We start from the raw sequence: 22,295 nt of genomic DNA, 5'->3' as shown, positions 1-22,295 counted from the left end.
GAAGGAGTCGGAATGTCTGCCGGAGTAGGCATAGACGTGGGCGGTACCTTCACCGACCTCGTCGCGCTGAGGGAAGGCCGGGTCGACACGGCCAAGGTGGAGTCGACACCGAGCGACCAGTCCGAGGGCGTCATGCGCAGCCTCGCCGCGGCCGGGCTGACCGGTCAGGCGATCGGCGCGCTCTCCCACGGCACGACCGTGGCGACCAACGCCCTGCTGGAGCGGGCCGGTGCGAAGACGGCCCTGGTCACCACCCATGGCTTCCGCGATGTGGTGGAGATCGGCCGCCAGATCCGGCCCTCCCTCTACGACTTGACGCAGGACCGCCCCGAGATCCTGGTGCCCCGCGGGCTGCGCTTCACGGTCCGGGAGCGGACCGGCCCCGACGGCGTCATTGAGCCGCTCGACCTGGACAGCCTGCGGGCGGCCGTCGAGGAACTGAAGCGCGCCGATGTGGAAGCCGTCGCCGTCTGCTTCCTCTTCTCGTTCGTGGACCCCGCCCATGAGCAACAGGCCGGAGAGCTGATCCGCCGGGAGCTGCCCGGCGTCCATGTGTCGCTCTCCAGTGAAGTGCTCCCGGAATTCCGGGAGTTCGAGCGGTTCTCGACCACCATGGCCGACGCCTATCTGTCGCCGAAGCTCTCCGCCTACCTGGAGCGGCTGGTCGAGCGCACCGAGGCCGAGGGTGTCCCCTCACCGCTGGTCATGCAGTCCTCCGGGGGTGTCACCACCATCGGGGACGCCGCCGGGCACGCCGCCACCTGCGTCCTGTCCGGCCCGGCCGGCGGTGTCGTCGGCGCCACCTTCGTGGCGGGCCTGGCCGGGATCGAGGACTTCCTCACCTTCGACATGGGCGGCACCAGCACCGACGTCGCCCCCGTCGTCGAGGGCAACCGGCAGGTCACCACGGACTCGGTCGTCGGAGGCGTCCCGGTCAAGCTGCCGATGGTCGATGTGCACACCGTGAGTGCCGGCGGCGGGTCGATCGCCTGGGTGGACGACGGCGGTGCGCTGCGCGTCGGACCGCGGTCCGCGGGCGCGGTGCCCGGCCCCGCGGCCTACCGGATGGGTGGCAGCGACCCCACCGTGACGGACGCCAATCTGTGGCTCGGCTACCTCCGCGACGGTGCCCGGCTCGGCGGCGGCCTGTCGCTGTCCCGGGACTTCGCCGGCAAGGCCATCGGCTCGCTCAGCGACACCGTCCGGCTCGACGTCGACCAACTCGCCCTGGGCATCGTGGCGGTGACCAACGCGGAGATGGCCGGGGCCCTGCGCGTGATCAGCGTCGAGCGCGGACTCGACCCGCGGACCTTCGCACTGGTCGCCTTCGGCGGCGCCGGACCCCTCCATGCCTGCGCCCTCGCCGAGGAGTTGAGTATGCCGCGGGTCGTCGTCCCGAAGGTCGGGGGAGTCCTCTCGGCGCTCGGGCTGGCGATCTCCGAGCTGCGCCGGGACTTCGTCGCCGCGCATCTGCGTCCGCTCGGCGAGGCCCAGGAAGAGGTCCTCGCCAAGTTCGACGCACTGGAGGAGCAGGCGCGGGCCGCACTGCCCGGCGCCGGGATCCGCCGCTACGCGGACCTCCGGTACAAGGGCCAGAGCTTCGAGATCACCGTCCCCGCCGACGACCCGGAGAAGATCCCCGCGCTCTTCCACGAGGAACACGAACGCCTCAACGGCTACCGCATGGCCGACGACGAGATCCAGTACGTCAACCTGCGCGCCGTCGCCCTGAAGGAACGCGACCTCCCCGCCCTCCACGAGGGCCCCGCCACCGGCGAGGACGGGCCCGTGGAGACCCGGCGGATGAACATCGACGGCCAGTGGATCGAGGCACCGGTCTACGACCGGGACCGGCTGGGCGCCGGCTCGCGTGTCTCGGGCCCCGCGGTCGTGGAGTTCGCGGAATGCACCTGCGTCGTCCGCCCCTCCTGGGCGGGCGAGATCGACGCACACGGAAACCTGATCCTGGAGCAGAAGTGAATCAGACATTCGACGCCGTATCCCGCTCGGTCATGTCCGGCGCACTGGCCGGGATCGCCGAAGAGATGGGAATGCTCCTGATCCGGGGCGCCTACTCCTCGAACATCAAGGAGCGCAGGGACTGCTCGACGGCCCTCTTCGACCGGCACGGGCGGATGATCGCCCAAGCCGCCCACATCCCCGTCCACCTGGGCGCGATGCCCCAAGTCGTGGCCACCGTACGGGAGATGGACCCGCGGCCCGGTGACGCCTTCGTGGTCAACGACCCCTACTCCGGCGGCTCCCACCTGCCCGACGTCACCATGGTCAGCCCCATCGTCCGCGAGGGGACGATCATCGGCTACACCGCGAGCCGGGCCCACCAGAACGACATCGGCGGATCACGCCCCGGCTCGATGCCGTCCGGGTCGCGGGAGATCTACCAGGAAGGCCTGATCATCCCGCCGGTGCGCCTGGCCCGCGGCGGCGAGATCATGGACGACGTACTGCGCCTGATCCTGGCGAACGTCCGCACCCCCTACATCAGGAAGGGCGACCTCTACGCCCAGCTCGCCGCGAACAAGATCGGCGAGACCCGCTTCAACGAACTGGTCGACCGGCGCGGCCTGGACACCGTCGAGGCGGCCTGCGCCGACATCCTCGACTACACCGAGCGCCGGACCCGCGAGGCCATCTCCGCGCTCCCCGACGGCACGTACACCGCCGAGTCCTGCCTGGAGGGCGACGGCGTCACCGACGACGACTTCCCCATCCGGGTGTCGCTGACCGTCGACGGCGACTCCCTGCGGATCGACTTCACCGGAACGTCGGCGGCGGCCGCGGGCAACATCAACTGCCCGCTGGCGGTCACCCGGTCCTCCTGCTATTTCGCGGTGCAGACGGTGCTGGCCAAGGACGTCCCGATCAAGAGCGCGGGCACCTACGCCCCGATATCGGTCGAGGCACCGGTCGGCTGCCTGGTGAACGCGCAGCACCCCTCCGCGATCGTCGCCGGGAACGTGGAGACCAGCCAGCGCATCGCCGACACCGTGCTGGAAGCACTCAGCCATGTCGCGGATGTGTCGGCGCCGGGCATGGGCACCACCAATGTGCTGGTCCTCGGCGGCCGGACCTGGACGTATGTGGAAACCCTCGGCGGCGGACAGGGCGCGCACTCCTGCGGCGCCGGCAGCTCGGGCGTCCACGTCGGCATCACCAACACCCTCAACACCCCCATCGAATCCCTGGAGTTGGAGTACCCGCTCCGCATCGAGCAGTACGAGCTGGCGTACGGCTCCGGGGGCGAGGGTGCGCACACCGGTGGCGACGGACTCATCCGCACCATCCGCCTCCAGGAACCGGCCAGCGTCTCCCTGCTCACGGACCGCCGCACCTACGCCCCCGGCGGGGCGGAGTCCGGCGAGTCCGCCCGGACCGGAAGCAATCTGATCAACGGTCAGCCCGTGGCCGCCAAGACCAACCAGGAGCTGGACCACGGCGATGTGGTGACCGTGGTCACCCCCGGCGGCGGAGGCCACGGCGCGGCCAACTGACGTAATCCCACGGCGACTTCGAGGAGACGAGAAGCAGAACCATGGCACAGATCACCAGGCACCGGCCCGGCCCCCGCATCACCGCGGGCGTCGTACACAACTCCACCGTCTACCTGGCGGGACAACTGGACACCACCACGGACGACGCGTACGACCAGACCGTACGCACCCTGAAGAAGGTGGACGAACTGCTCGCGGAGTGCGGCTCCCGCAAGGACGCGGTGCTGCACGCCACCGTCCATCTGGCGCATGTCGAGGACAGCGCGGCGATGAACAAGGCCTGGGACGAGTGGGTCGCCGACGGCGCGGCGCCCGCCCGGGTCACCGTCCAGGCGCCGCTGGTCAGGCCCGAGGCCCGGGTCGAGATCACGATCATCGCGGCGCAGACAGACTGACCAGGACGCCGGTGTGCGGTGCCTCGGCACCGCACACCGGCGTACCGCCGCGTCGGGTGGCTCAGGACAGCAGGCTGTGCGCCTTCGCGGTGAGACCGCCGAGGTTCACCGACAAGTCCCGCACCAGATACTCCTGTACGCGGGTCCGGAACAAGTGCACATGCCGCAGCGCGACTTCCTCGGCGGCGTCCTCGTCCCGGCGCTCCAGGGCGTCGATCATCGCGTCGTGATCGTGGACGACCTTGGAGAGGTGGTCCGATAGATCCGGTTCCGTGATGTCGGTCTGGTCGCCGCCGTAGCAGAGGTAGGCCAGGCGCTCGCTCTGGTCGTGGATGGAGGTGGCGCAGGACGCGATGATGTCGTTCCGTGTCGCCCGCCCCTCCAGCCGGTGCAGCTCGGCGTTCTTCGCGGTCATGGTGAGCCGGTCGCCCCGCTCGATGGCCTCCCTGATCTCGGCGGCCACGGCCCGCATCTCCTTCAGCTCGGACTCCGTGACGCGCTGCGCGGCGAGGCGGCCGACCAGACCGGCGATGAGTCCGTGCGCCTCGAAGAGCTGCGCCACGTTCTGGATGTCCAGGGACCGCACCACGAAGCCGACCTTCGGCTGGGCGTCCACCCACCCCTCGGCACCCAGGCGGAACATCGCCTCCCGGACGGGGGTGCGGCTGCACTTCAGCTCCGCGCTGATCTCGTAGTCGTCGAGGCGGGTGCCCGGCTTGTACTCAAGGGTCAGTATGCGGCGGCGGAGCTCGGTGTAGGCCAGTTCGCTGAAGGACGGCTTCTTGGACAACGGAATGCTCCAATCCTACTGGTATACCGCTGAGTATACTCCGTTTCTTTCTTTCGGTGTACGCCGGGACCGCGTAGCAGGCGACTGCCGGGCGGGCATCCCGGGCGGGCCGTAGCCGGGGCCGGACGGCCGTACGGGTTCACGCGTTTCGCGGACTGTGCGGCGGGTCGGCGGACTCGGGGCGGTCGGGCGGATAGGCATTCGCCTCGGTCGTACCGCCGGTCCGACCTCCGAGACACCGTAAGGACACGACATGGTTCAGGGGTTCTCCCGCGAGCCCGGGACGCACGGTCCGCTGACGGCGGTCACGCCGGACGGGCTCCGCAGGATCAAACGCTGGGCCGCCGTCATCGCCGTGGGGGGATTCCTCTTCGGCTTTGACACCGGTGTGGTGTCCGGCGCCCTGCTGTACATCCGGAGCGACTTCGGGCTCAACTCCTTCCAGCAGGGCAGCGTGGTCAGTGTGCTGCTCATCGGTTCCGTGATCGGAGCGATGGGCTCGGGAGGACTGGCCGACCGCTGGGGGCGGCGCCGGCTGCTGGGCGCCGCGGGCGCGGTGTTCCTGGCGGGCACCGCACTCGCCGTGTTCTCCACCGGGTACCCGATGCTGCTGGCCGCGCGGATCGTGCTGGGTCTCGCGGTGGGCACGGCCTCGGCGCTGGTGCCGGTCTATCTGTCGGAGATCTCCCCGACCGCCGTCCGCGGCCGGCTGCTGACCATGAACCAACTGCTGATCACCGTGGGCATCCTGGTGGCGTACCTGGTGAACATGGTCTTCTCCGGCGGCGGGCACTGGCGCGCGATGTTCGCCTGTGGTGCCGTACCGGCAGTGGTCCTGGTGGTGGCCTCACTGTGGTTCCTGCCGGAGTCGCCGCAGTGGCAGATCGCCTCGGGCCGCCCCGACCTCGCGCGCGCGGCGATCGCCTCGGTGACCGACGGGCCCACCGCCGACCGGCTGGTGGCCACCGCGCAGCGGCGGATCGCGGACGCCCGGACCTCCTCCGGGGCCGAGGACGGCGGGCGGCGGCTGCGGGCACCCGATGTGCGTCCCGCGCTGGTGGTGGGGCTGACGCTCGCGCTGGTGCAGCAGTTCGGCGGCATCAACACGATCATCTACTACGCCCCGACGATCATCGAGCAGACCGGACTGAACGCCTCCAACTCCATCGTCTACTCGGTGGCGATCGGTGTGATCAACCTGGTGATGACCCTGGTCGCGATCAAGCTCGTCGACCGCGTCGGACGCCGCCCGATGGTGCTGGTCTCCCTCGGCGTGATGGCCGCCTCCGTCTTCCTGCTCGGCCTGAGCTTTGTGGCGCACCTCAGCTCCGGGCTGACGCTGCTCTTCATGGTCGTGTACATCGCGTCCTTCGCCGGCGGACTGGGGCCGGTGTTCTGGACGCTGATCGGTGAGATCTTCCCGCCGACCGTGCGCGCCCAGGGGTCGAGCGCCTCCACCGCGGTCAACTGGGTGGCCAACTTCGTCGTCAGCCTCGCCTTCCTGCCGCTGGCCACCGTCATCGGACAGGGCGAGACGTTCTGGATCTTCGCCGGGATCTGCGTACTGGCGTTCCTCTTCGTCGGCCGCTTCCTGCCCGAGACCCGCGGCCGGGACGCCGAGCAGATCCAGCAGGACCTGAACCGCCGCTTCGGCCGCCGCCCCCGGACACCAGGCCGGACCAAGGCGCCCCTGAACTGACCCGGCCCCGACCACTGCGGAACGGACCCCGAATGACCGAGACCACACTCCCCGCCTCCCGGCTCGAACCCTGCGACGCCCTGGTGCTGTACGGCATCTCCGGCGACCTGGCCCGCAAGATGCTGCTGCCCGCCCTCTACCATCTGAGCGCGGCGGGCCGGCTCGACGTCCCCGTCATCGGGGTGGCCGCCGTCGACTGGGACGACGAGACGCTGCGCGCCCACGCCCGCGAGGCGGTCGCCGCCACCGGAACCGACATCGACGACGACGTCTTCGGCCGGTTCGCGGCCCGACTGTCCATCGTCACCGGGGACTTCGGCGACGACGCGACCTTCGAGCGGCTGAAGGACGCGGTGTCCGGCTTCGGTTTCGTGACCCACTATCTGGCCGTGCCGCCCGGCCTGTTCACCACGGTCGCCGCGGCGCTGGGCCGCGCCGGACTGAACCGCGGCGCCCGCCTCGTCGTGGAGAAACCCTTCGGCCACGACAGCGCCTCGGCCCAGGAGCTCCAGGCCGAGCTGAGCCGGTACTTCGACAGCAACCACCTGCTCCGCGTCGACCACTTCCTCGGGAACTCCGCGGTGGAGTCGCTGATGGTGGCGCGCTTCGCCAACACCCTGCTCGCACCGATCTGGCACCGCTCCTACGTCGACAACGTCCAGATCAGCCTCGCCGAGGACTTCGACGTCGCCGACCGAGGCTCGTTCTACGACGCCGTCGGCTGCCTGCGCGATGTGGTGCAGAACCACATGCTGCAGATCCTCGCGCTGCTCGCGATGGACCCGCCGAGCGTGGCGAGCGCCGCCTCGCAGGGCCTGGAGAAGTGGCGGGTGCTGCACGCCGTGCGCCCGATGGACCCGGCGGCGACGGTCCGCGGCCAGTACCGCGGCTATCTGGACGTACCGGGTGTGGCAGCGGGCTCGACCACGGAGACCTACTTCGCCACCACCCTGCAGGTGGACAACTGGCGTTGGGCCGGGGTGCCGTTCCATCTGCGCAGCGGTAAGGCGCTGGCGGTCACGGCGACCGAGGTGGTGGTCGAACTGCGGCGCCCGCCCCTGGAGTTGTTCCGCGGACGCCACGGTGAGGCACCGCCCAACCTCGTCCGCTTCCGTCTCGACGGAGACACCGGCATCCGGGCCGACCTGGTGGTCCGCAAGTCGCAGGGCGAGGACGACCCGCGCCGGGTGCCGGTCGGCGTCGAGTACGCCAAACTCTTCGGGCGGCTGGAGCAGCCCTATGAGGCCATCCTCGACGGCGCGATGAGCGGCGACCCCGAACCCTTCGCGTTCTACCCCGCCATCCTGGAGTGCTGGCGCATCGCCGACCCCGTGCTGAACCCCGCCGAGCCGCCGGTCGTCTACGACCCCGGCACCTGGGGTCCGCCCGCCGCCGCCCGGCTCCCGGGCCCCGCGGGCTGGCACCACCTCGGCCGCACCCTCTTCGACTGAGCGGGCGGTGTGCCTCACCCGGGGCGGAGGTCGACCGGGACGGTGTCCCGGGGGGTGCGGCCGACGCGCAGGTCGGTGAGGTTGTCGTGGAACACCCGGGCCACGGCGGCGGGTTCGCCGGGGAAGGCGAAGGCGCAGTGCGGGGAGACCACCAGGCCCGGGGTGTGCCAGCGAGGGTCGTCCGCGGGCAGCGGCTCGATGTCATGGACGTCGAGCAGCGCCCCGCGCAGCGCCCCGGTCTCCAGCGCCCGGCGCAGCGCGTCGCCGTCGACCGTGGCGGCACGGCCGACGTTGACCAGTGCCGCCCCGGGCCGCAGCGCGGCGAGCACCTTCCCGTCGACCAGCCGGCGGGTCCCGGCGGTGGCGGGCAGACAGCACACCAAGTGGTCGGCGGAGGTGGCGACTTCGGCTAGCCGACCCGCCCCGACGGTACGGTCCGCGCCCGGCACCTCGCGTTCCCCGGTGCGGTTGACGGCGATGCACCGGGCGCCCAGCGCGGTGGCCTTGCGGATCACGGCCCGGCCGATCCGTCCGGCGCCCACCACCAGGACGGTCGACCCGCTGAGCAGGGTGGCGGTGGAGGTGTGCCAGGCGCGCCGCTGGGGGCGCGCCGTCAGGGTCGGGAACTCCTTGAGCAGCATCAGCAGTGCGGAGAGGGCGTACTCAGCGACCGGTTCGACGGGGACGCGCGCCGAGTTGGTGACCAGGGTCCCGGGGGCGAGTCCGGCGGCGGCGAGGTGGTCGGTGCCGGTGCCGGTGAGGTGCAGCCAGCGCAGACCGGGCAGCCGGGCGAGGGAGCGCTCGGGAAAGTGGTGGCCCACCAGCACCTCCACCTCGGCGAGTTCGCTGCGCGGCAGGTCGTCGAGGAAAGCGGCCCGCCGTGCCGTGACCAGGGGTTCCAGGTGGGGGAGGAGCTGCTCGGCCATCGCGGTGTGGGCGACGAGGACGGACGGATCGCGCCAGGCGGACGCGTTCACGGTTGGACCGCCCGCCGCGCCAGGAGTTCCGCGACCGGGTCGGCGCTGCCCTGGCCGCTCAACTCGGTGACCAGGGCGCAGTTGTGGCGGATCTTGTCCGCGATCCAGCCGCGCAACCACTCCGCGAGGCGGGGCGCGGGCAGCCCCGACGGCGCCGTCCCGGTGAGGATCGCCCCGGTCAGCGCCGCACCGCCGGCGTTCACCACCACATCGGGCAGCACCGTGTGCCCCGCCTCACGCAGCAGACGGCGGGCGACGGGACCGCAGCTCAGGTTGCCGCCCTCGACGATGACACGGGCGCGCACCTCGGGGACCGAGCCGGGGCCGATGGCGTCGGCTCCGGCCGCGAGGACCAGTACGTCCGTGTCGACGGTGAGCCAGGCGCGGTCCGGGCAGCCCAAAGTCCGTACTTGGGACGGGAGTTGGGAGCGGTCGAGGGTGCCGTCGGAGGAGGTCGCCGCGATCAGGCCCTCGGTGCTGAGGCCGGCCGGGTCGGCCACCGTGCCCAGGACATCGGCGACGGCCACCACACGGTGGCCCGCACGTTCGAGATGCAGTGCCGCCGCCCGGCCCACCACTCCGAAGCCCTGCACCACCACCCGCTGGGGTGCGGTGACCCGCTGTGCCTCCAGGGTGCTGAGGGCGGCCACCGCGACACCGTAGCCCGTGATGTCGGACATGGACGGGTAGAACTGCTCCCAGGGCACGTCGAGTTGGGTGGACCCGGGGACTTCGGCGAGGTCGTAGCCGGCCGCGGCGAAGAAGGTGTCCCGGTCCGCCGGTGTGGTGCCCTGGTCGCAGCCCAGATACACACCGCCGCGCAGCAGCGGGCGGCTGACCCGGCCGAAGGTCCGCATCAGCCGGTCGCGGTCGGTGATGGGGGAGCGGGGGCGGATGCCTGCCTTGGCGCCGCCTATCGGGAGGTCGACCAGGGCCAGTTTGTGCGTCATCGCCCTTGCCAGGGCGGCCAGTTCGGGTGCGTCGACGGTCTCGGTGAGACGGGTTCCGCCCATCGCGAGGCCGTGCACGGTGCTGTCCACCACGACCCAGGCGTCGGCCTCGCAGTCGGGCAGGGAGAGGGCGGTGGTGAGGAGCGGAGGCGAGGCCAACACGCCGTCGCTGCTGAGGAGTTGATGCATGTCACGTCTTTTCTTGTTCCGGTGGGCGGCGTCAGGTGGTGTTTCGGCTTCGGTGCAGCAGGGCGTCCGCCTCGTCCTGGAGGGTGTCGAGGTCGTCCGCCACCACCTCCGCCGTGGAGATGTCCGGGAGCCGGCTCTCGATGTGGCGCAGCGGGCGGTACCGCAGGCCGAGGACGCCCCAGACGGCGAGCAGCAGCCCGCCGGTGATCATGAGGAGTCCCATACCGCGGCCCGGGCCCGTGCCGCCCATGAGCTGCTGGAGGAACACGGTGTGGCCGAGGAGCGGATCGAAGAGGTGGCGCAGTAGGAGGGGGGTGAGGAGGAAGCCGAGCGGCATCAGTCCGGTGGCGAGCATCTGGTTGGTGGCCACGACCCTGCCTTGCAGTTCAAGGCCCACCTTGGCCTGGAGGATGGCGAGCCAGTGCGCGTTGAGGAGGGCGTTGCACACCCACCACAGGAACAGGCCCGCGCCCATCAGGACCGGTTCCGGCCGCAGTCCGATCAGTGCGGTCGCCAGGCCCAGCCCGATCGTCATGCCGATCATGCCGTCCGCCCGGCGCCGGGTGCCGCCCCAGAACGCCATGGCCAGCCCGCCGACCGCGGCGCCGAGTCCGCCCGACGCGGTGACCGTACCGAGGACGGCCGGGGTGCTGGTGGAGAGGACGAGCGGGGCGGTGAGCACGGTGGTGGTGGCGATGATGTAGTTGACGACGATGAAGAAGAGCACCATCGCCACCATCGGCGGCCGCCGGGCCAGGAAGCGCCAGCCCCCGGTGATCGCGGGCAGGAAGCCCTCCTGCCGCCTGCGGAAGAGGCGGTCCGGGAAGCGGATCACCAGCAGCACGGCCCCACCAGCCAGGACGGCGACCAGGTCCAGGCAGACCACCCCGGGCAATCCGGTGAGACTGATCAGCGCCCCGCCCAGTACCGGCGCGATCAACGTGCTGAGGGCGGTGCCCAGTTGGACCACGCCGTTGGCCTGGCCGAGGTAGGGCTTCGGTACGAGTTGGGCGACCGAGGCGAGATAGGCGGGCCGTTGGAACGCCGCGGTGAGGGAGGTCAGCGCGGCGAACACCGCGACCTGCCACACCCGCAGGGTCCCGGTGGCCGCGGCGGCGACGAGCCCGGACAGGGTGATCCCGTAGACGGCGGCGCAGCACAGCAGGACCCGGCGGCGGTCCCACCGGTCGGTGGCGGCACCGCCCAGCGGCGCCGCGAGGAACGCCGGAAGCATGGCCAGCATGGTGACCAGGGAGTACGCGGACACCTGGTGGGTCTGCTGGAAGACCCACACCCCGAGTCCGAAGGAGGTGAGCGCGGAGCCGGTCATCGAGGCCGTCTGCCCGAGCGCGAACAGCCCGAACCGGCGCAGGTCCCGTCGCTGCCCCGAACTGTCCTGCGTCTGCCGGGCGTTGGCGGTGGCCGCCGGGGCGGTCAGCCGCGCCTGGACGATCCCGGCGAGTTCCCCGGCCTGGTGTTTGAGGAAGTAGTGCCCGGCGTGCGGGATCCGGGCGAGGGAGACATCGTCGGCGACGGCGGTCCACTCGCGGTGGCGCTCCTCGAAGAGTTCGGTGGTGCGGTCGCGGTCGCCGACGACGCACAGGACAGGTGCCCGCAGCCGTGGCGGGTCCTGGGTTTCGAAGCGGGCGCTGAACCAGTCGACCGCCTGGCGGGCGTCATGCCGCACGGCGCGGATCATCGCGCCCCGGGTGTCGTCCTCCAACTGCCCGCCCAGCGCCCGCAGTACATCCTGGTAGGCCCGGTCGGAGGTGCGCCGGTCGTCCGGGAACCAGCGGTGGACCAGGGCGGACAGCCGGCCGGGCAGCCGGGCGCTGGGGAACGCGGCGCCGAGTACCAGGCCCGCGAGTTCCGCGCCCGCCTCCTGAAGCGCCAGGGCCAGCGCCACGGCGGGTGCCGTGCCGACGCAGTGCCCGTAGACCAGGATCCGGCCGGTGTCGAGGCCGGCGAGTTCGTCGCGGCAGCGTGCCACCACCTCGGTGAGGGGCCGCAGGTCCTCCTCGGCGCGGGCCGGGTCGTGGCCGGGCAGCTCCACCGCGAGTACCTGCAACTCGGGCTGTCGCAGGGCGAGTTCATGCGCGAGCGGCTGGTACGAGGCCGCGGAGCCACCGCCGTACGGCAGACACACCACGGTCGCCTCGGGGGAGGTGCCCGGGGGTGGTCCGGCCAGTCGCTGGAGGAGTCCGCTGTCCGCCGCCGCGGGGTTGTCGAGGAGGGTGGCGAGTTCCCGCACCGTGGGGTGGGTGAAGAGGGACACCACCCGCAGTTCGGGGCTGATCAGCCGGGCGGCGCGCAGGGCGCTGAAGGAGTCCCCGCCCAGGGCGAAGAAGTCGGCGTCGATGTCGAGGTCCCGCTCCGGGAGTTCCAGCACCTCCTGCCACGCCGCCGCGACCCGCTGCTCGGCGGCACCGCGCGGAGCCGTACCGCGGTGCTGTTCGGAGGCGCGCGGGACGGGCAGGGCGGCGCGGTCCACCTTGCCGTTCGGGGTGAGCGGGATCGCGGGCAGGGGCACCAGGGCCGACGGGACCATATGGTCGGGCAGCCGGGAGCGCAGGGCGGAGCGCACCTCCGCGGTGTCCAGGGGTGCGCCGTCGTCCGCCGGGACCACCCAGGCCACCAGGCGCCGCCGGTGCGCCTCCCCGACGGCGAGCACCACCGCTTCCCGTACGGAGGCCAACTCCCGGCAGGCCGCGGCGACTTCACCGGGCTCCACCCGGTATCCGCGCACCTTGACCTGGTCGTCCAGGCGGCCGAGGAACTCCAGCAGCCCGTCCGAGCGGATGCGCACCCGGTCGCCGGTGCGGTAGCAGCGCCGGGTGCCGTCGACCGGGTCCGGGACGAAGGCCCGCGCGGTGGCCTCCTCGTTCCCGGCGTAGCCGCGTGCCACTCCGGGGCCGGCGATCCACAGCTCCCCGGGCGTCCCCGGCGGTGCGAGCCGCCCGCCGCGATCGACCACATAGCACCGCGCGTTGGGGAAGGGTGTGCCGAGCGGGACGGACGCGGCGGCCGGTTCCGAGGGGCCGTCCGGGGCGGGGGGCTCGCAGCCCAGGACGGACACGGTCGTCTCGGTGGGCCCGTAGTGGTTCTGCACCCGCAGTCCGGGGCGGGCCGCGCGCACCCGCGCCACGAGCCGCGGCGGACATGCCTCACCGGCGAGAACCAGCAGGTGCCTCGGCAGTACGGACGCCAAGTCCCCGTGTGCGGCGAGGAGTTCGAGGTGGCTGGGCACCATCTTCACCACATCCACCGGGTGGGTGGCGAAGTACGCGGCGAGCCCGGCCGGGTCGGTGGCCCGCTCACGGTCCAGCAGATGCAGTTCGCCGCCGCTCACCAGCGCCCCGAACAGCGAGAGGTAGCCGAGGTCGGCGGCCGCCGTGGAGAGCAGTGCGAACGACCGCCCATGACCGTCGATCCGCTCCAGCGCGGCATGGAGATAGTGGACCAGCGAGCGGTGCTCCACCCCAACTCCTTTGGGAGCGCCGGTCGTTCCGGAGGTGAAGATCAGGTACGCGAGCCCGTCCCCCGCCACCTTCAGCCGCGTCCCGGGCCGCTCCGTACGCACACCGCCAGGGGCGGACAGCTCCTCCGTCACCAGGACCCGCGGCGCCCGCACCCGGCCGGCCCGCGCACGCGGCGCGAGTACGAAGCGGGCACCGGACGCCGCCACGGTGCGGGCCAGCCGCTCATCGGGGTGGGCGGGCTCCAGCGGAACGAAGGCCGCCCCCGCCTTGAGCACTCCCAGCAGGGCCACCGGCAGATGGACATCCCGCTCGGCCAGGACCGCCACCGGCTCACCGGCGCCCACCCCGGCCGCGAGCAGCCCGTCGGCGACCCGGGCCGCGCGCTCCTCCAGTTCTGCGTAGCTGAGGGCGGCGCCCTCCGCGCGGACCGCGGTCCGTCCGGGCGCCGAGTGGGCCCAGCGCCGCACCAGTTCGGGCACGGAGGCGTCCGGGTACGTGCGGGCCGGCCCGTGCAGTACGCCCTCGGCCGGGTCCGTCGGCAGCAGTTCGCCCACCGGACGGTCGGGGTCGTCGGCCAGGCCGGTCAGCAGCCGCAGATAGGACGCGGCCAGCAGCTCTGCGGTCGCCGGGTCGAACCGCCCGCGACGGTACTGGAGCACCCCGCTCAGCGGCCCCTCGGCGCCCGCCAGAAAGCAGTGCAGGGCCAGCTCGCTCTTGACGGCGCCGGTCGGGATCTCGGTGAGCCGTGCCGTCAACTCCGGGAAGAGGCCGGTGAGTTCGGGCCGGACGTAGAGATTCGCCATCGTCTCGAAGAGCGACCCACCGGACGCACGTTCGGGGCGTACCTGCCGCACCACTCGGTCGAACGGAACGTCCGCCCGGGCCAGCGCGTCGAGCACCACACCGCGCACCTCCGCCAGCAGCCGCCGCCCCGACCACTCCCGGGACAACACCGTCCGCATCACGACCGTGTTGACGAACGGGCCGACCGCACGCGCCGCCCGCGCCGTGGGCCGTCCCCCGTCCGGTACGCCCACGCAGATGTCCTCGCTGTCCGACACCCGCGCCAGCAGGAGCTGCCAGCAGGCGAGGAGCACCATGAAGAGGGTGACACCATGATCAGCGGCCAGGGCGTCCAAACGCGCCTTCAGCCCGGCGGGGAAGACCAGCGGAACGCTCGCCCCCGCGTCGTCGGGAAACGGCTGGACGGGACGGTCGGCGGGCAGGTCGAGCGCGGTGGGCGCACCCTTCAACTGCTCCCGCCACCAGTCCAGTTGGGCGGCAGAATCCTCGGGGAGTTCGGCGGCCACCTCCGCGTGCTGCGGTGGGTGCGGCGGTGGCGGACCCTGCCCCCGTTCATGGGTGTAGAGCGCGGCCAGGTCGGTGAGCAGCAGACCGTTGGACCAGGCGTCCGTCGCCATATGGTGCAGCACCAGCAGCAGGGCGTGCTCCCGCTCGCCGAGGCGGAAGCAGACGGCACGCAGTGGGCACTCCCGCTCGGGTGCGATCGGCCGCCGCACCTCCGCATGGACCCGCCGCTCCAACTCCGCCTCGGCGTCCGCCACTTCACCGAGGTCCACCACCTCCACCGGCACCTCCGACACCGGGCGCAGAGCCAGCACCGGGACGGCGCCCGAGGCGTCGACCACACCGCGCAGCACCTCATGCCGCCCGACGAGCCCGCGCAGCGCCGCCAGCAGCGCCGCACGATCCAGCGGGCCGCTCAACCGCAGCAGCATCGGCACCAGATAGGCGGGGCTGTCCGGCTGGAGCTGGGAGGCCAGCCACATCGCGTGTTGCGCGGCACTGAGCGGCACCGGCCCCTCGGCCCGCCGCGGTGTGTCCTGCGGGCGGTGTGCCTTGCGCGCGGACAGCAGGGCACGCAGCCGCTCCTGGTCGGCCTGCGAGGCGGCGGCCGTCGTCCTCCTCACGCCGGCTCCTCCGTCCCACCGGAGGCCGAGGCGTCCAGGGCGGCCAGCGCCCGCCGCTCCACCTCGGCGGCCAGCTCACGCAGCACCGGCAGCGCGAACACCGTACGCACCGACACATCGACACCGAGCGCGTCCCAGATCTCCGCCGACACCCGCATCGCGGTGAGCGAACTCCCGCCGAGATCCAGGAACGAGTCGGACGCCGCCACCTCCGACACCGGCAGCAACTGCTCCCAGGTAGCCGCCAGGAACTCCTCGACCACGGTGGACGGCGCGACCCGCTGCCGTTCCTCGGGTGCCGCCGGCTCGGCGCGCGGCGGGGGCGGGGGCAGGGCGATGGCCGAGCAGGACCGGTCGGGCGCCGCGCACCCCTCGGCCAGGACCTGGAGGAAGCCGTCCAGCAGGGCCCCGGCGGACCGCTCGTCGAAGCACTCGGCGTCGTGGACCAGATGGATCTCGGTCCCCTCCACGGTGGTGTTGACGAGGAAGGTGGCATCGTCCCGCGCACCGCCCGTGTCCCGCTCACCGAGCACCCGCAGGCTCGCCCCGCCCGCCGCGACCCGGACCGGCGCACCCGACGGCCGCATGGACAGCGACACCGGGGACAAGGGTGCGCCGGGACGCCTCGGGAGTCCCGCCGCGGTGGCCGCCTCGGTGAGCGCGGCGGCGGGGAGCATGGTGTGGGCGAGCGCCCGGTTCCGCGCCAGCGCCGCCCGCGCCGCCACCGTACGGAAGGTCTCCTCGGGCGCGAAGCGGACCCGGACCGGCGGCACGAACAGCAGCGGCCCCACCACCCGCTCCAACTCCGGCACCGGGCGCCGCGCCACCGGCACCCCGACCAGCACGTCCGGCCGCCCGGTCCAGTGCGCGACCAGCACATCGAGCGCCGCCAGATACACCGCGAACTCCGACACACCCGAAGCCGCCGCCACCTCCCGTACGGATTCGGCGGTACCGGGCGGCAGTTGACGCACCAGCCGCACCCCGCGATGCGCCGGCGCCCCCGCCCGCACACCGCGCGCGAGGTCCCACGGCGGCAGCGAACCCTCCAACTCGGTACGCCAGAAGTCGCGGTGGGAGCGGGAGGCCAGTGCGGGAGTCTGCTGCTCCCAGCGCGCGACATCCCCGAGCTGTACGACGGGCTCCGGTACGGCCCGGCCGTCGAGGGCGGCCGCGATTTCCTCCAGGACGAGGCTCCCGGACCACCCGTCGAACGCCAAATGGTCGACGGTGAGCACCAGTTGGGCGCGATCAGCGGCGGTGCGGACGAGTACGGCGCGCAGCAGCGGGGAGTCCCCGGGCGCGAACACCTGCCGGGCCGCCGCATCCACCAGTGCGGCCACCTCCGCCGCGGACCGTCCGGAGGCATCGTGCTCGGTCACCGGAACCGGCCCCGGAGGCAGCACCCGCGCCACCGGTCCCCGCGGTGTCTCCACGACGACGGTACGCAGCGCCTCGTGCCGTACCACCAGCGCGTCGAGCGCGGAACGCAGCGCACCCGTGCTCACCGTGCCGTCCACACCGAGAACGAACGCCTCCGTGGTGACCCCGGGGAACGGGCTGATCTGGCGGGTCGTCCACAACTCCCGTTGCATATCGCTCAGCGGCGACTCGATGGCCCCGGCGAGCCGGACCGGCACCGGCAACTCCGGTGCCATATCCATGAGTTGGGCCAGCGCCGCCACCGTCGGCTCGGTGAGGAAGTCGCCCAGGGAGACCGCCGCGCCCCACTCGGCGCGGACCCGGGTGAGGACACGCGCCGCGGCCAGCGAGTGCCCACCGAGCACATCGAAACGCTCCCGGCGCCCCACCACCCGCTCCACACCCAGCACTTCACCGACGATCGCCGCGATACGGGCCTCCACCCCCGGCCGGGGCCGCTCGCCCGGCTCGGCCGCACCGACGGGCGGGGCGAGCGCGGCGAGCGCCTTGCGGTCCACCTTGCCGTTGCTGCTGCGCGGCAGCCGGTCCGTCACCACCACCCGCGCCGGTACCAGGTAGTGCGGCAGGCGGTCCCGCAGCAGCGCGAGGAGTTCACCCTCCGTCGGACCGGGCGACGCCTCCGGGGCGGCCTCCGCGTAAGCGTGCAGGGTGCGGGTGCCCGCCTCGTCCACCGGCGCGAGGACGACGGCGTGCCGCACCCCCGGGAGCGCGGCGAGGGCCGACTCGACCTCACCGGGCTCGACCCGGAAACCCCGCACCTTGACCTGCTCGTCGCGGCGCCCGAGATAGTGGAGCACCCCGCCCGTACGGCGCACCAGGTCCCCGGTGCGGTACCGCCTGCCACCGGGCACGGCGGCATCGGCCACGAAGCTCGCCGCCGTCGCCTCCGGGTCGCCCAGATACCCCAGGCCCACCAGCGGGCCGGCGACCCACAGCTCACCGGCGGTACCGTCCGGCACCGGCCGCCCCTCGGCGTCCCGCACCGACAACTCGCAGTCCGCCACGGCCGTACCGATCGGCGGTGTGCCCGTCTCGTCGCGGCCTATCGGGTGGGTGGCGCAGAAGACGGTGCACTCGGTGGGGCCGTAGAGATTGACGACGGTCTCGACGCCCGGGTGTGCGTAGAGCCGGTCGACCAGGGGGCGGGGCACCGGCTCCGCCCCGGCGTTGACCCTCCGCACACCCGGCGGCAGTGGGTGTTCCAGCAGCAGGGCGAGCGCGGACGGCGGCGCGCTGATCATGGTGACCTCGTCCCGGGCGGGCAGGTCGGGCAGGGCCAGGATGTCCTCGGCGATCACGACGCTGCCGCCCGCGCAGAGCGGGCCGAAGATCTGGTGGAGGGAGGCGTCAAAGGACAGCGAGGCCGTCGCCAGCCCCACCCGCAGATGCGCCGGCTCGATCGTCCGCGTCATCCACTCCATCAGCGCCAGCACCGAGGAGTGCCCGATGACCACACCCTTGGGGGTGCCGGTGGAACCGGAGGTGAACAGCACATACGCCTCCTCACCCACGGCGCGCACCGGCGGCGGTACGGGTCCGCCGTGCGGGGCGCCGTCCACGATGAGGGGGCGGGCGCCCGCCGCCGCGACGACCGGGGCCAGCTCGGGTGTGGTGAGGACCTCGCTCATCCCGGCCGCGGCGACCATATGCGCCAGCCGGGACGGCGGCAGCGCCGGATCCAGCGCCACACAGGAACGCCCGGCCCGCCACACCCCCAGAAAAGCGGCGACCGTACGCTCGTCCCGCCCGAGGCAGATACCGGTTCGGCCCCCTGGCACGGCGGGGAGGAGCGCGCTGATCCGCCCGGCGAGCGCGAGCAACTCCCGGTAACTCGTGCTGCGTTCACCCGAGATCACGGCGGTGGCCTCGGGACGGTCGGCGGCGTGGCGGGCCACCAGGTCATGGACGGTCAGCGGAGGGGAAACCGCCGCCTCGGTCCGCGGTTGCTGTGGTGAATCGACCGGCATGGGATGGCTCCAGATCATCTTCGAGAGAGCGCCGCCGCGGTGACGGGGGCGCCCATGGCACATGGCGACACGGCCCCCATGACCGCGGGGCGTGCCTCAGACGGGTGGAGCGGCGGGTCCGCTCAGCGAGTTCTCTCGTGGCGGGACGCGCCGGCGGTGGCCCGGGCCTCGCGCTCCCGCAACAGGGCGGCGAGCAGGGGCCGTTGACCTTGCCTGGGGGACGGCGCGGCGGGTGCGGAGCGTCCGGTACCGAGCTGTCGTTCGGCACGGGAGCGGAGTCCCGCCCGGTCCAGCTTGCCGCTACCGGTCAACGGCATCTCGTCCAGCAGCAGATAGTGGCCGGGCACATACCCGGAGGGCAGGGCGGAGATGAGGTGTGCGCGCAGGGCCGTGGACAACTCGCGCGCGGAGGCAGCGTCCTCGGCCGGATGGATCCACGCCACGAGTTCGGCGTCGTCCCGGAGTTGGGCCGCCACCACCACCGCGTCCCCCACCAACGGGTGGGAACGCAGCCGGTGTTCGACCTCCTCCGGTTCGATCCGCTGCCCCCGGATCTTCACCTGCTCGTCGATCCGCCCCAGATACTCCAACTCCCCGTCGACCAGGCGCACCCGGTCACCGGTCCGGTAGACCCGGTCCACGGAAGACCAGGGCGGCGCGGGCACGAAGACGCGGGCGGTGCGCTCCGGATCGTTGAGGTAGCCCAGGGCCAGCGGTGTGCCCCCGATGCACAACTCCCCTTCGCCACCGTCGAGTACCGGCCCACCGTCCTGATCGGCCACCAGCAGTACGCAGTTGTCGATGGGCCGCCCGATGGGGACCCGGTCGATGTCCTCCGCCGACGCCGGGCAGGCCCAGTGGCTGACCTCGATGGCGGCCTCGGTGGGACCGTAGAGGTTGTGCAGCGCGGCCGGAACGGTGTCCACACATCGGCGCGCCACTTCCACCGGCAGTGCCTCGCCACTACAGAACACATGCCGCAGGGATACACACCGCGGCGCATCGCGGTGCCGGAGGAACTCGCGGAGCATGGTGGGCACGAAATGGCAGAGGGTGATGGCCCGTTCGCGGATGGCCCGCGCCACCAGCCCCGGCTCGCGGTGCTCCCCGGGCGCCAGCAGCACACAGGTGCCACCCGAGATCAGAGGCAGCCACAACTCCCAGCCGGAGACATCGAAGGTGACAGGTGTCTTCTGCAACACCCGGTCCTCCGGCCCGACCCCGTAGGCGTCCCGCATCCACACCAACCGGTTGGCGAGCGCGGTCCCCGGCAGCACAACTCCCTTGGGAGTACCGGTGGTTCCCGAGGTGAACAGCACATACACCGGCTGCCCCGCGCCGACCACCGGCACGGCGTCCCACTCCGCCTCCCCACCCACCGCCCCCGCGAAGCGCGCCGGCACCGTGAGCGTACGCAGCCCCAGCGAGGCCAGCCGGTCCCGCGTCGACTCGGTGACGACGGCCACCGCACTGCCCGACACATCGAGTACGCGCCGCAGCCGCTCCGGAGGGTCGTCGGCGTCCAGCGGCAGATAGGTGAGCCCTGCCTTCAGCACACCGAGCAGCGCCACCAGCAGATGAACACTCCGCGGCACGGCCACCACCACGGGCACCCCGGGCGGCGCGACGGCCCGCAGCGTACGGGCCGTCTCATCGGACCACGCTTCGAGTTCCGCGTACGTCAGCGTCTGATCGCCGCACTCGACGGCGACGGCGCCGGGCCTCGGCCGGGACGCTTCCCGCACCAGCCCCGGCAGTCCCGCGGGAAAGGAACACGCGGTCCGCCGGCCCGATAACTCGGCTGTGGGCAGCTCCTGTTGGGCGCGCAATTTCCGCTCCGCTCATTGCTCTCGTTGCTCGACCTCCGCGGGATCCAGGACCCCGCGGACCGGTCGAACTCGTGTGAGTGGAGACGGAGGCATCCGCCGTCGGGTTGCGCGCACACCCCGAAAAATCTTCCGGCGCAAGGGTGTGAACTCATGGACCCGGCTGTGCCGATGCCCGGCGGATCAGCGTCACATGGTCGGTCACCGTGGCTGTCGAGCCGTCCGGTCCGGTCGCCTCCCGCCGCGGTGCCTCGGCCCGTTCGAGGACCCACTCGGTGGCCGGTAGAGCGAGTTCCTCGTAGATCTCCCGCGGGGTGGGGAAGCGGGTGTCGTGGTCCTGGTTCCAGGACCAGGGGGCGATCGACGCGTGGTCCACCACGAGCAGCCGTCCCCCGGGGCGCAGGGCCTCGGCCGCGGCACGGAGGATCGACGCGCGCGGCAGTTCATAGGGGGTGTGGAAGTACTGGGCCGAGACCAGGTCGAACTCCCCGGACGGGAAGGTCCGCGCCAGATTGTGGGACTCCGCGGTGATCAGCGCGCACAGCCCCTCGGCCCGACCGAGCGCGGCCACCCGCTCCACGGCGGTGGGCGCGATGTCCACCGCCGTGACCCGCCAGCCGCGGCGGGCCAGCCACAGGGTGTCCCCACCCGTACCGCACCCCAGATCCAGCGCCGCCCCGGGTGCCGACTCGCCCGCCACCTCCACCAGTAGGGGATTGACCCGGCTCGCCCAGACCGCGGCGTCGTCCGCGCGCTGCCGGTAAAGACCCTCCCAGAACTCCTCCGGCGTCTGAGCGGCGAGATCGGCCGCGGTCGGTACCCGAGGTTGCTGCGCCATGGCACTTCTTCCCTTCTCTTCCCTTCGTGGACACATCTCGCAGCGCCCTGCGAGACATCAACGCCTGCGAGACATCAAGGAAAGCCACCGTGACCAGCCGGTCCGCCGCTACGCGAATTTTCATGCTGTTTTGACAACAACCGATTGTTCGGTGCCTGCCCGTAGCCGACTGTGCGATCCGGCCACCGGGCATGTTCACCTCCCGCGCACACCGGGCCGACCGGGCCCGATCGCCCGCCACCAGGGCCGATGCGCGGGTCGGTCGTACTGCCGGAAAGAGCTGCTGGTATGGGCGTTTTCGTGGGCACTCGCTGTGTTGCTCGTTCGCTGAGCGGTTGTGCACTGGTCTGTTGGAAATGTGTGACGGTGCCGCGAAATAACGCTTCGGCGCCGTCCCACGGTTCGTGCCACCGCCCCAGCAGACCGCACAGCCGGACCAACAGCAGCCGGACGAACAGCAGTTGGACGCCACGTCGTTCACCAGCATCGTCAGCGTCAACCGCGACGGCACCGCCCCACGAGCTTCTGGGGCCACACCCTCCTCGACGACGTCAGCTACGGCCACAGCCTCTCCCACCACCTCGGACTGGCCTACCCCGTGCTCGGCCTCGAACGGTTCTCCGTGGACGGACAGATCCGCGTCTTCGACACCATCGAGGATCATGACTCGTGGCCGAAGGGTTCTCCACGACGAGGCGGGCGCCACGCACCGACGGCCCCACCACCCTCCAACTCCACGACCACGGCGGCCACTTCTTTCCCCAGACCCACCCCACCCCGCTCACCCCCTCCCTCACCGAGCACCTACTCCGCCTGTGCGTCCCCTGACTCCGACCAAGGTGGTATGG

The 22,295-nt window shown here is 72.2% G+C and carries 13 protein-coding genes; 6 read left to right on the top strand and 7 right to left on the bottom strand.

Going from position 1 to position 22,295, the window contains the following annotated elements:
* Positions 1–12: 12 nt before the first annotated feature.
* Genes ACFVST_RS22140 through ACFVST_RS22130 form a run of 3 tightly spaced genes read left to right on the top strand, consistent with a single transcriptional unit; the run spans position 13 to position 3,907 of the window.
* Positions 13–1,980, top strand: coding sequence for a hydantoinase/oxoprolinase family protein (locus tag ACFVST_RS22140; RefSeq protein WP_390154633.1), 1,968 nt, complete (start codon positions 13–15; stop codon positions 1,978–1,980).
* Complete coding sequence (locus ACFVST_RS22135) at positions 1,977–3,512, top strand: hydantoinase B/oxoprolinase family protein (protein ID WP_390154631.1); 1,536 nt, start codon at positions 1,977–1,979, stop codon at positions 3,510–3,512. The genes ACFVST_RS22140 and ACFVST_RS22135 overlap by 4 nt, the downstream gene beginning before the upstream one ends.
* Before the next feature lie 41 nt (positions 3,513–3,553).
* Positions 3,554–3,907, top strand: a complete 354-nt coding sequence (locus tag ACFVST_RS22130; protein ID WP_390154629.1) for a RidA family protein — start codon at positions 3,554–3,556, stop codon at positions 3,905–3,907.
* A 61-nt stretch (positions 3,908–3,968) separates the two neighbouring features.
* Here ACFVST_RS22130 and ACFVST_RS22125 read toward each other — a convergent pair whose 3' ends face one another.
* Complete coding sequence (locus tag ACFVST_RS22125) at positions 3,969–4,697, bottom strand: GntR family transcriptional regulator (protein ID WP_390154626.1); 729 nt, start codon at positions 4,695–4,697, stop codon at positions 3,969–3,971.
* Between the two features lie 253 nt (positions 4,698–4,950).
* Between ACFVST_RS22125 and ACFVST_RS22120 the strand changes: the two genes are divergently transcribed.
* Positions 4,951–6,396, top strand: coding sequence for a sugar porter family MFS transporter (locus ACFVST_RS22120; RefSeq protein ID WP_390154624.1), 1,446 nt, complete (start codon positions 4,951–4,953; stop codon positions 6,394–6,396).
* Between the two features lie 32 nt (positions 6,397–6,428).
* Complete coding sequence (gene zwf, locus ACFVST_RS22115) at positions 6,429–7,847, top strand: glucose-6-phosphate dehydrogenase (protein ID WP_390154621.1); 1,419 nt, start codon at positions 6,429–6,431, stop codon at positions 7,845–7,847.
* 14 nt (positions 7,848–7,861) lie between these two features.
* Here the strand turns inward: zwf and ACFVST_RS22110 are convergent, their stop codons facing one another.
* From ACFVST_RS22110 to ACFVST_RS22085, 6 genes are all read right to left on the bottom strand, one after another.
* Positions 7,862–8,824, bottom strand: a complete 963-nt coding sequence (locus ACFVST_RS22110; protein WP_390154618.1) for a D-2-hydroxyacid dehydrogenase — start codon at positions 8,822–8,824, stop codon at positions 7,862–7,864.
* Complete coding sequence (locus ACFVST_RS22105) at positions 8,821–9,963, bottom strand: Glu/Leu/Phe/Val dehydrogenase dimerization domain-containing protein (RefSeq protein ID WP_390154615.1); 1,143 nt, start codon at positions 9,961–9,963, stop codon at positions 8,821–8,823. Before ACFVST_RS22105 ends, ACFVST_RS22110 begins: the two co-directional genes overlap by 4 nt.
* A 31-nt stretch (positions 9,964–9,994) precedes the next feature.
* Positions 9,995–15,373 (bottom strand): amino acid adenylation domain-containing protein, encoded by a 5,379-nt coding sequence (locus tag ACFVST_RS22100; protein WP_390154613.1) that lies wholly within the window; start codon positions 15,371–15,373, stop codon positions 9,995–9,997.
* Positions 15,370–18,783: an amino acid adenylation domain-containing protein gene (locus tag ACFVST_RS22095; protein WP_390154611.1), complete on the bottom strand. Its 3,414-nt coding sequence runs from the start codon at positions 18,781–18,783 to the stop codon at positions 15,370–15,372. Before ACFVST_RS22095 ends, ACFVST_RS22100 begins: the two co-directional genes overlap by 4 nt.
* Before the next feature lie 122 nt (positions 18,784–18,905).
* Positions 18,906–20,528 carry an amino acid adenylation domain-containing protein gene (locus tag ACFVST_RS22090; protein ID WP_390154608.1) on the bottom strand — a complete coding sequence of 541 codons (1,623 nt, stop codon included), beginning with the start codon at positions 20,526–20,528 and terminating at the stop codon, positions 18,906–18,908.
* 232 nt (positions 20,529–20,760) lie between these two features.
* Entirely contained in the window at positions 20,761–21,447 is a 687-nt protein-coding gene (locus ACFVST_RS22085; protein WP_390154605.1) for a class I SAM-dependent methyltransferase, read from the bottom strand.
* 669 nt (positions 21,448–22,116) lie between these two features.
* On the opposite strand from ACFVST_RS22085, the gene ACFVST_RS22080 reads away from it, so the two are divergent.
* The gene (locus ACFVST_RS22080; RefSeq protein ID WP_390154604.1) at positions 22,117–22,275 is read left to right on the top strand and encodes a hypothetical protein; all 159 of its coding nucleotides are present in this window, start codon (positions 22,117–22,119) and stop codon (positions 22,273–22,275) included.
* The last annotated feature ends 20 nt before the right edge of the window (positions 22,276–22,295 follow it).

Source organism: Streptomyces sp. NPDC058045 (assembly GCF_042885635.1).
Taxonomy (GTDB): domain Bacteria; phylum Actinomycetota; class Actinomycetes; order Streptomycetales; family Streptomycetaceae; genus Streptomyces.
This window is presented reverse-complemented; position numbering and strand designations above follow the sequence as displayed.

Bases quoted from the DNA above. Each gene is read 5' to 3' on its own strand.
- ACFVST_RS22140 (WP_390154633.1), top strand. From the start codon at position 13: ATGTCTGCCGGAGTAGGCATAGACGTGGGCGGTACCTTCACCGACCTC.
- ACFVST_RS22130 (WP_390154629.1), top strand. From the start codon at position 3,554: ATGGCACAGATCACCAGGCACCGGCCCGGCCCCCGCATCACCGCGGGC.
- ACFVST_RS22120 (WP_390154624.1), top strand. From the start codon at position 4,951: ATGGTTCAGGGGTTCTCCCGCGAGCCCGGGACGCACGGTCCGCTGACG.
- zwf (WP_390154621.1), top strand. From the start codon at position 6,429: ATGACCGAGACCACACTCCCCGCCTCCCGGCTCGAACCCTGCGACGCC.
- ACFVST_RS22105 (WP_390154615.1), bottom strand. From the start codon at position 9,963: ATGCATCAACTCCTCAGCAGCGACGGCGTGTTGGCCTCGCCTCCGCTC.
- ACFVST_RS22095 (WP_390154611.1), bottom strand. From the start codon at position 18,783: ATGCCGGTCGATTCACCACAGCAACCGCGGACCGAGGCGGCGGTTTCC.
- ACFVST_RS22085 (WP_390154605.1), bottom strand. From the start codon at position 21,447: ATGGCGCAGCAACCTCGGGTACCGACCGCGGCCGATCTCGCCGCTCAG.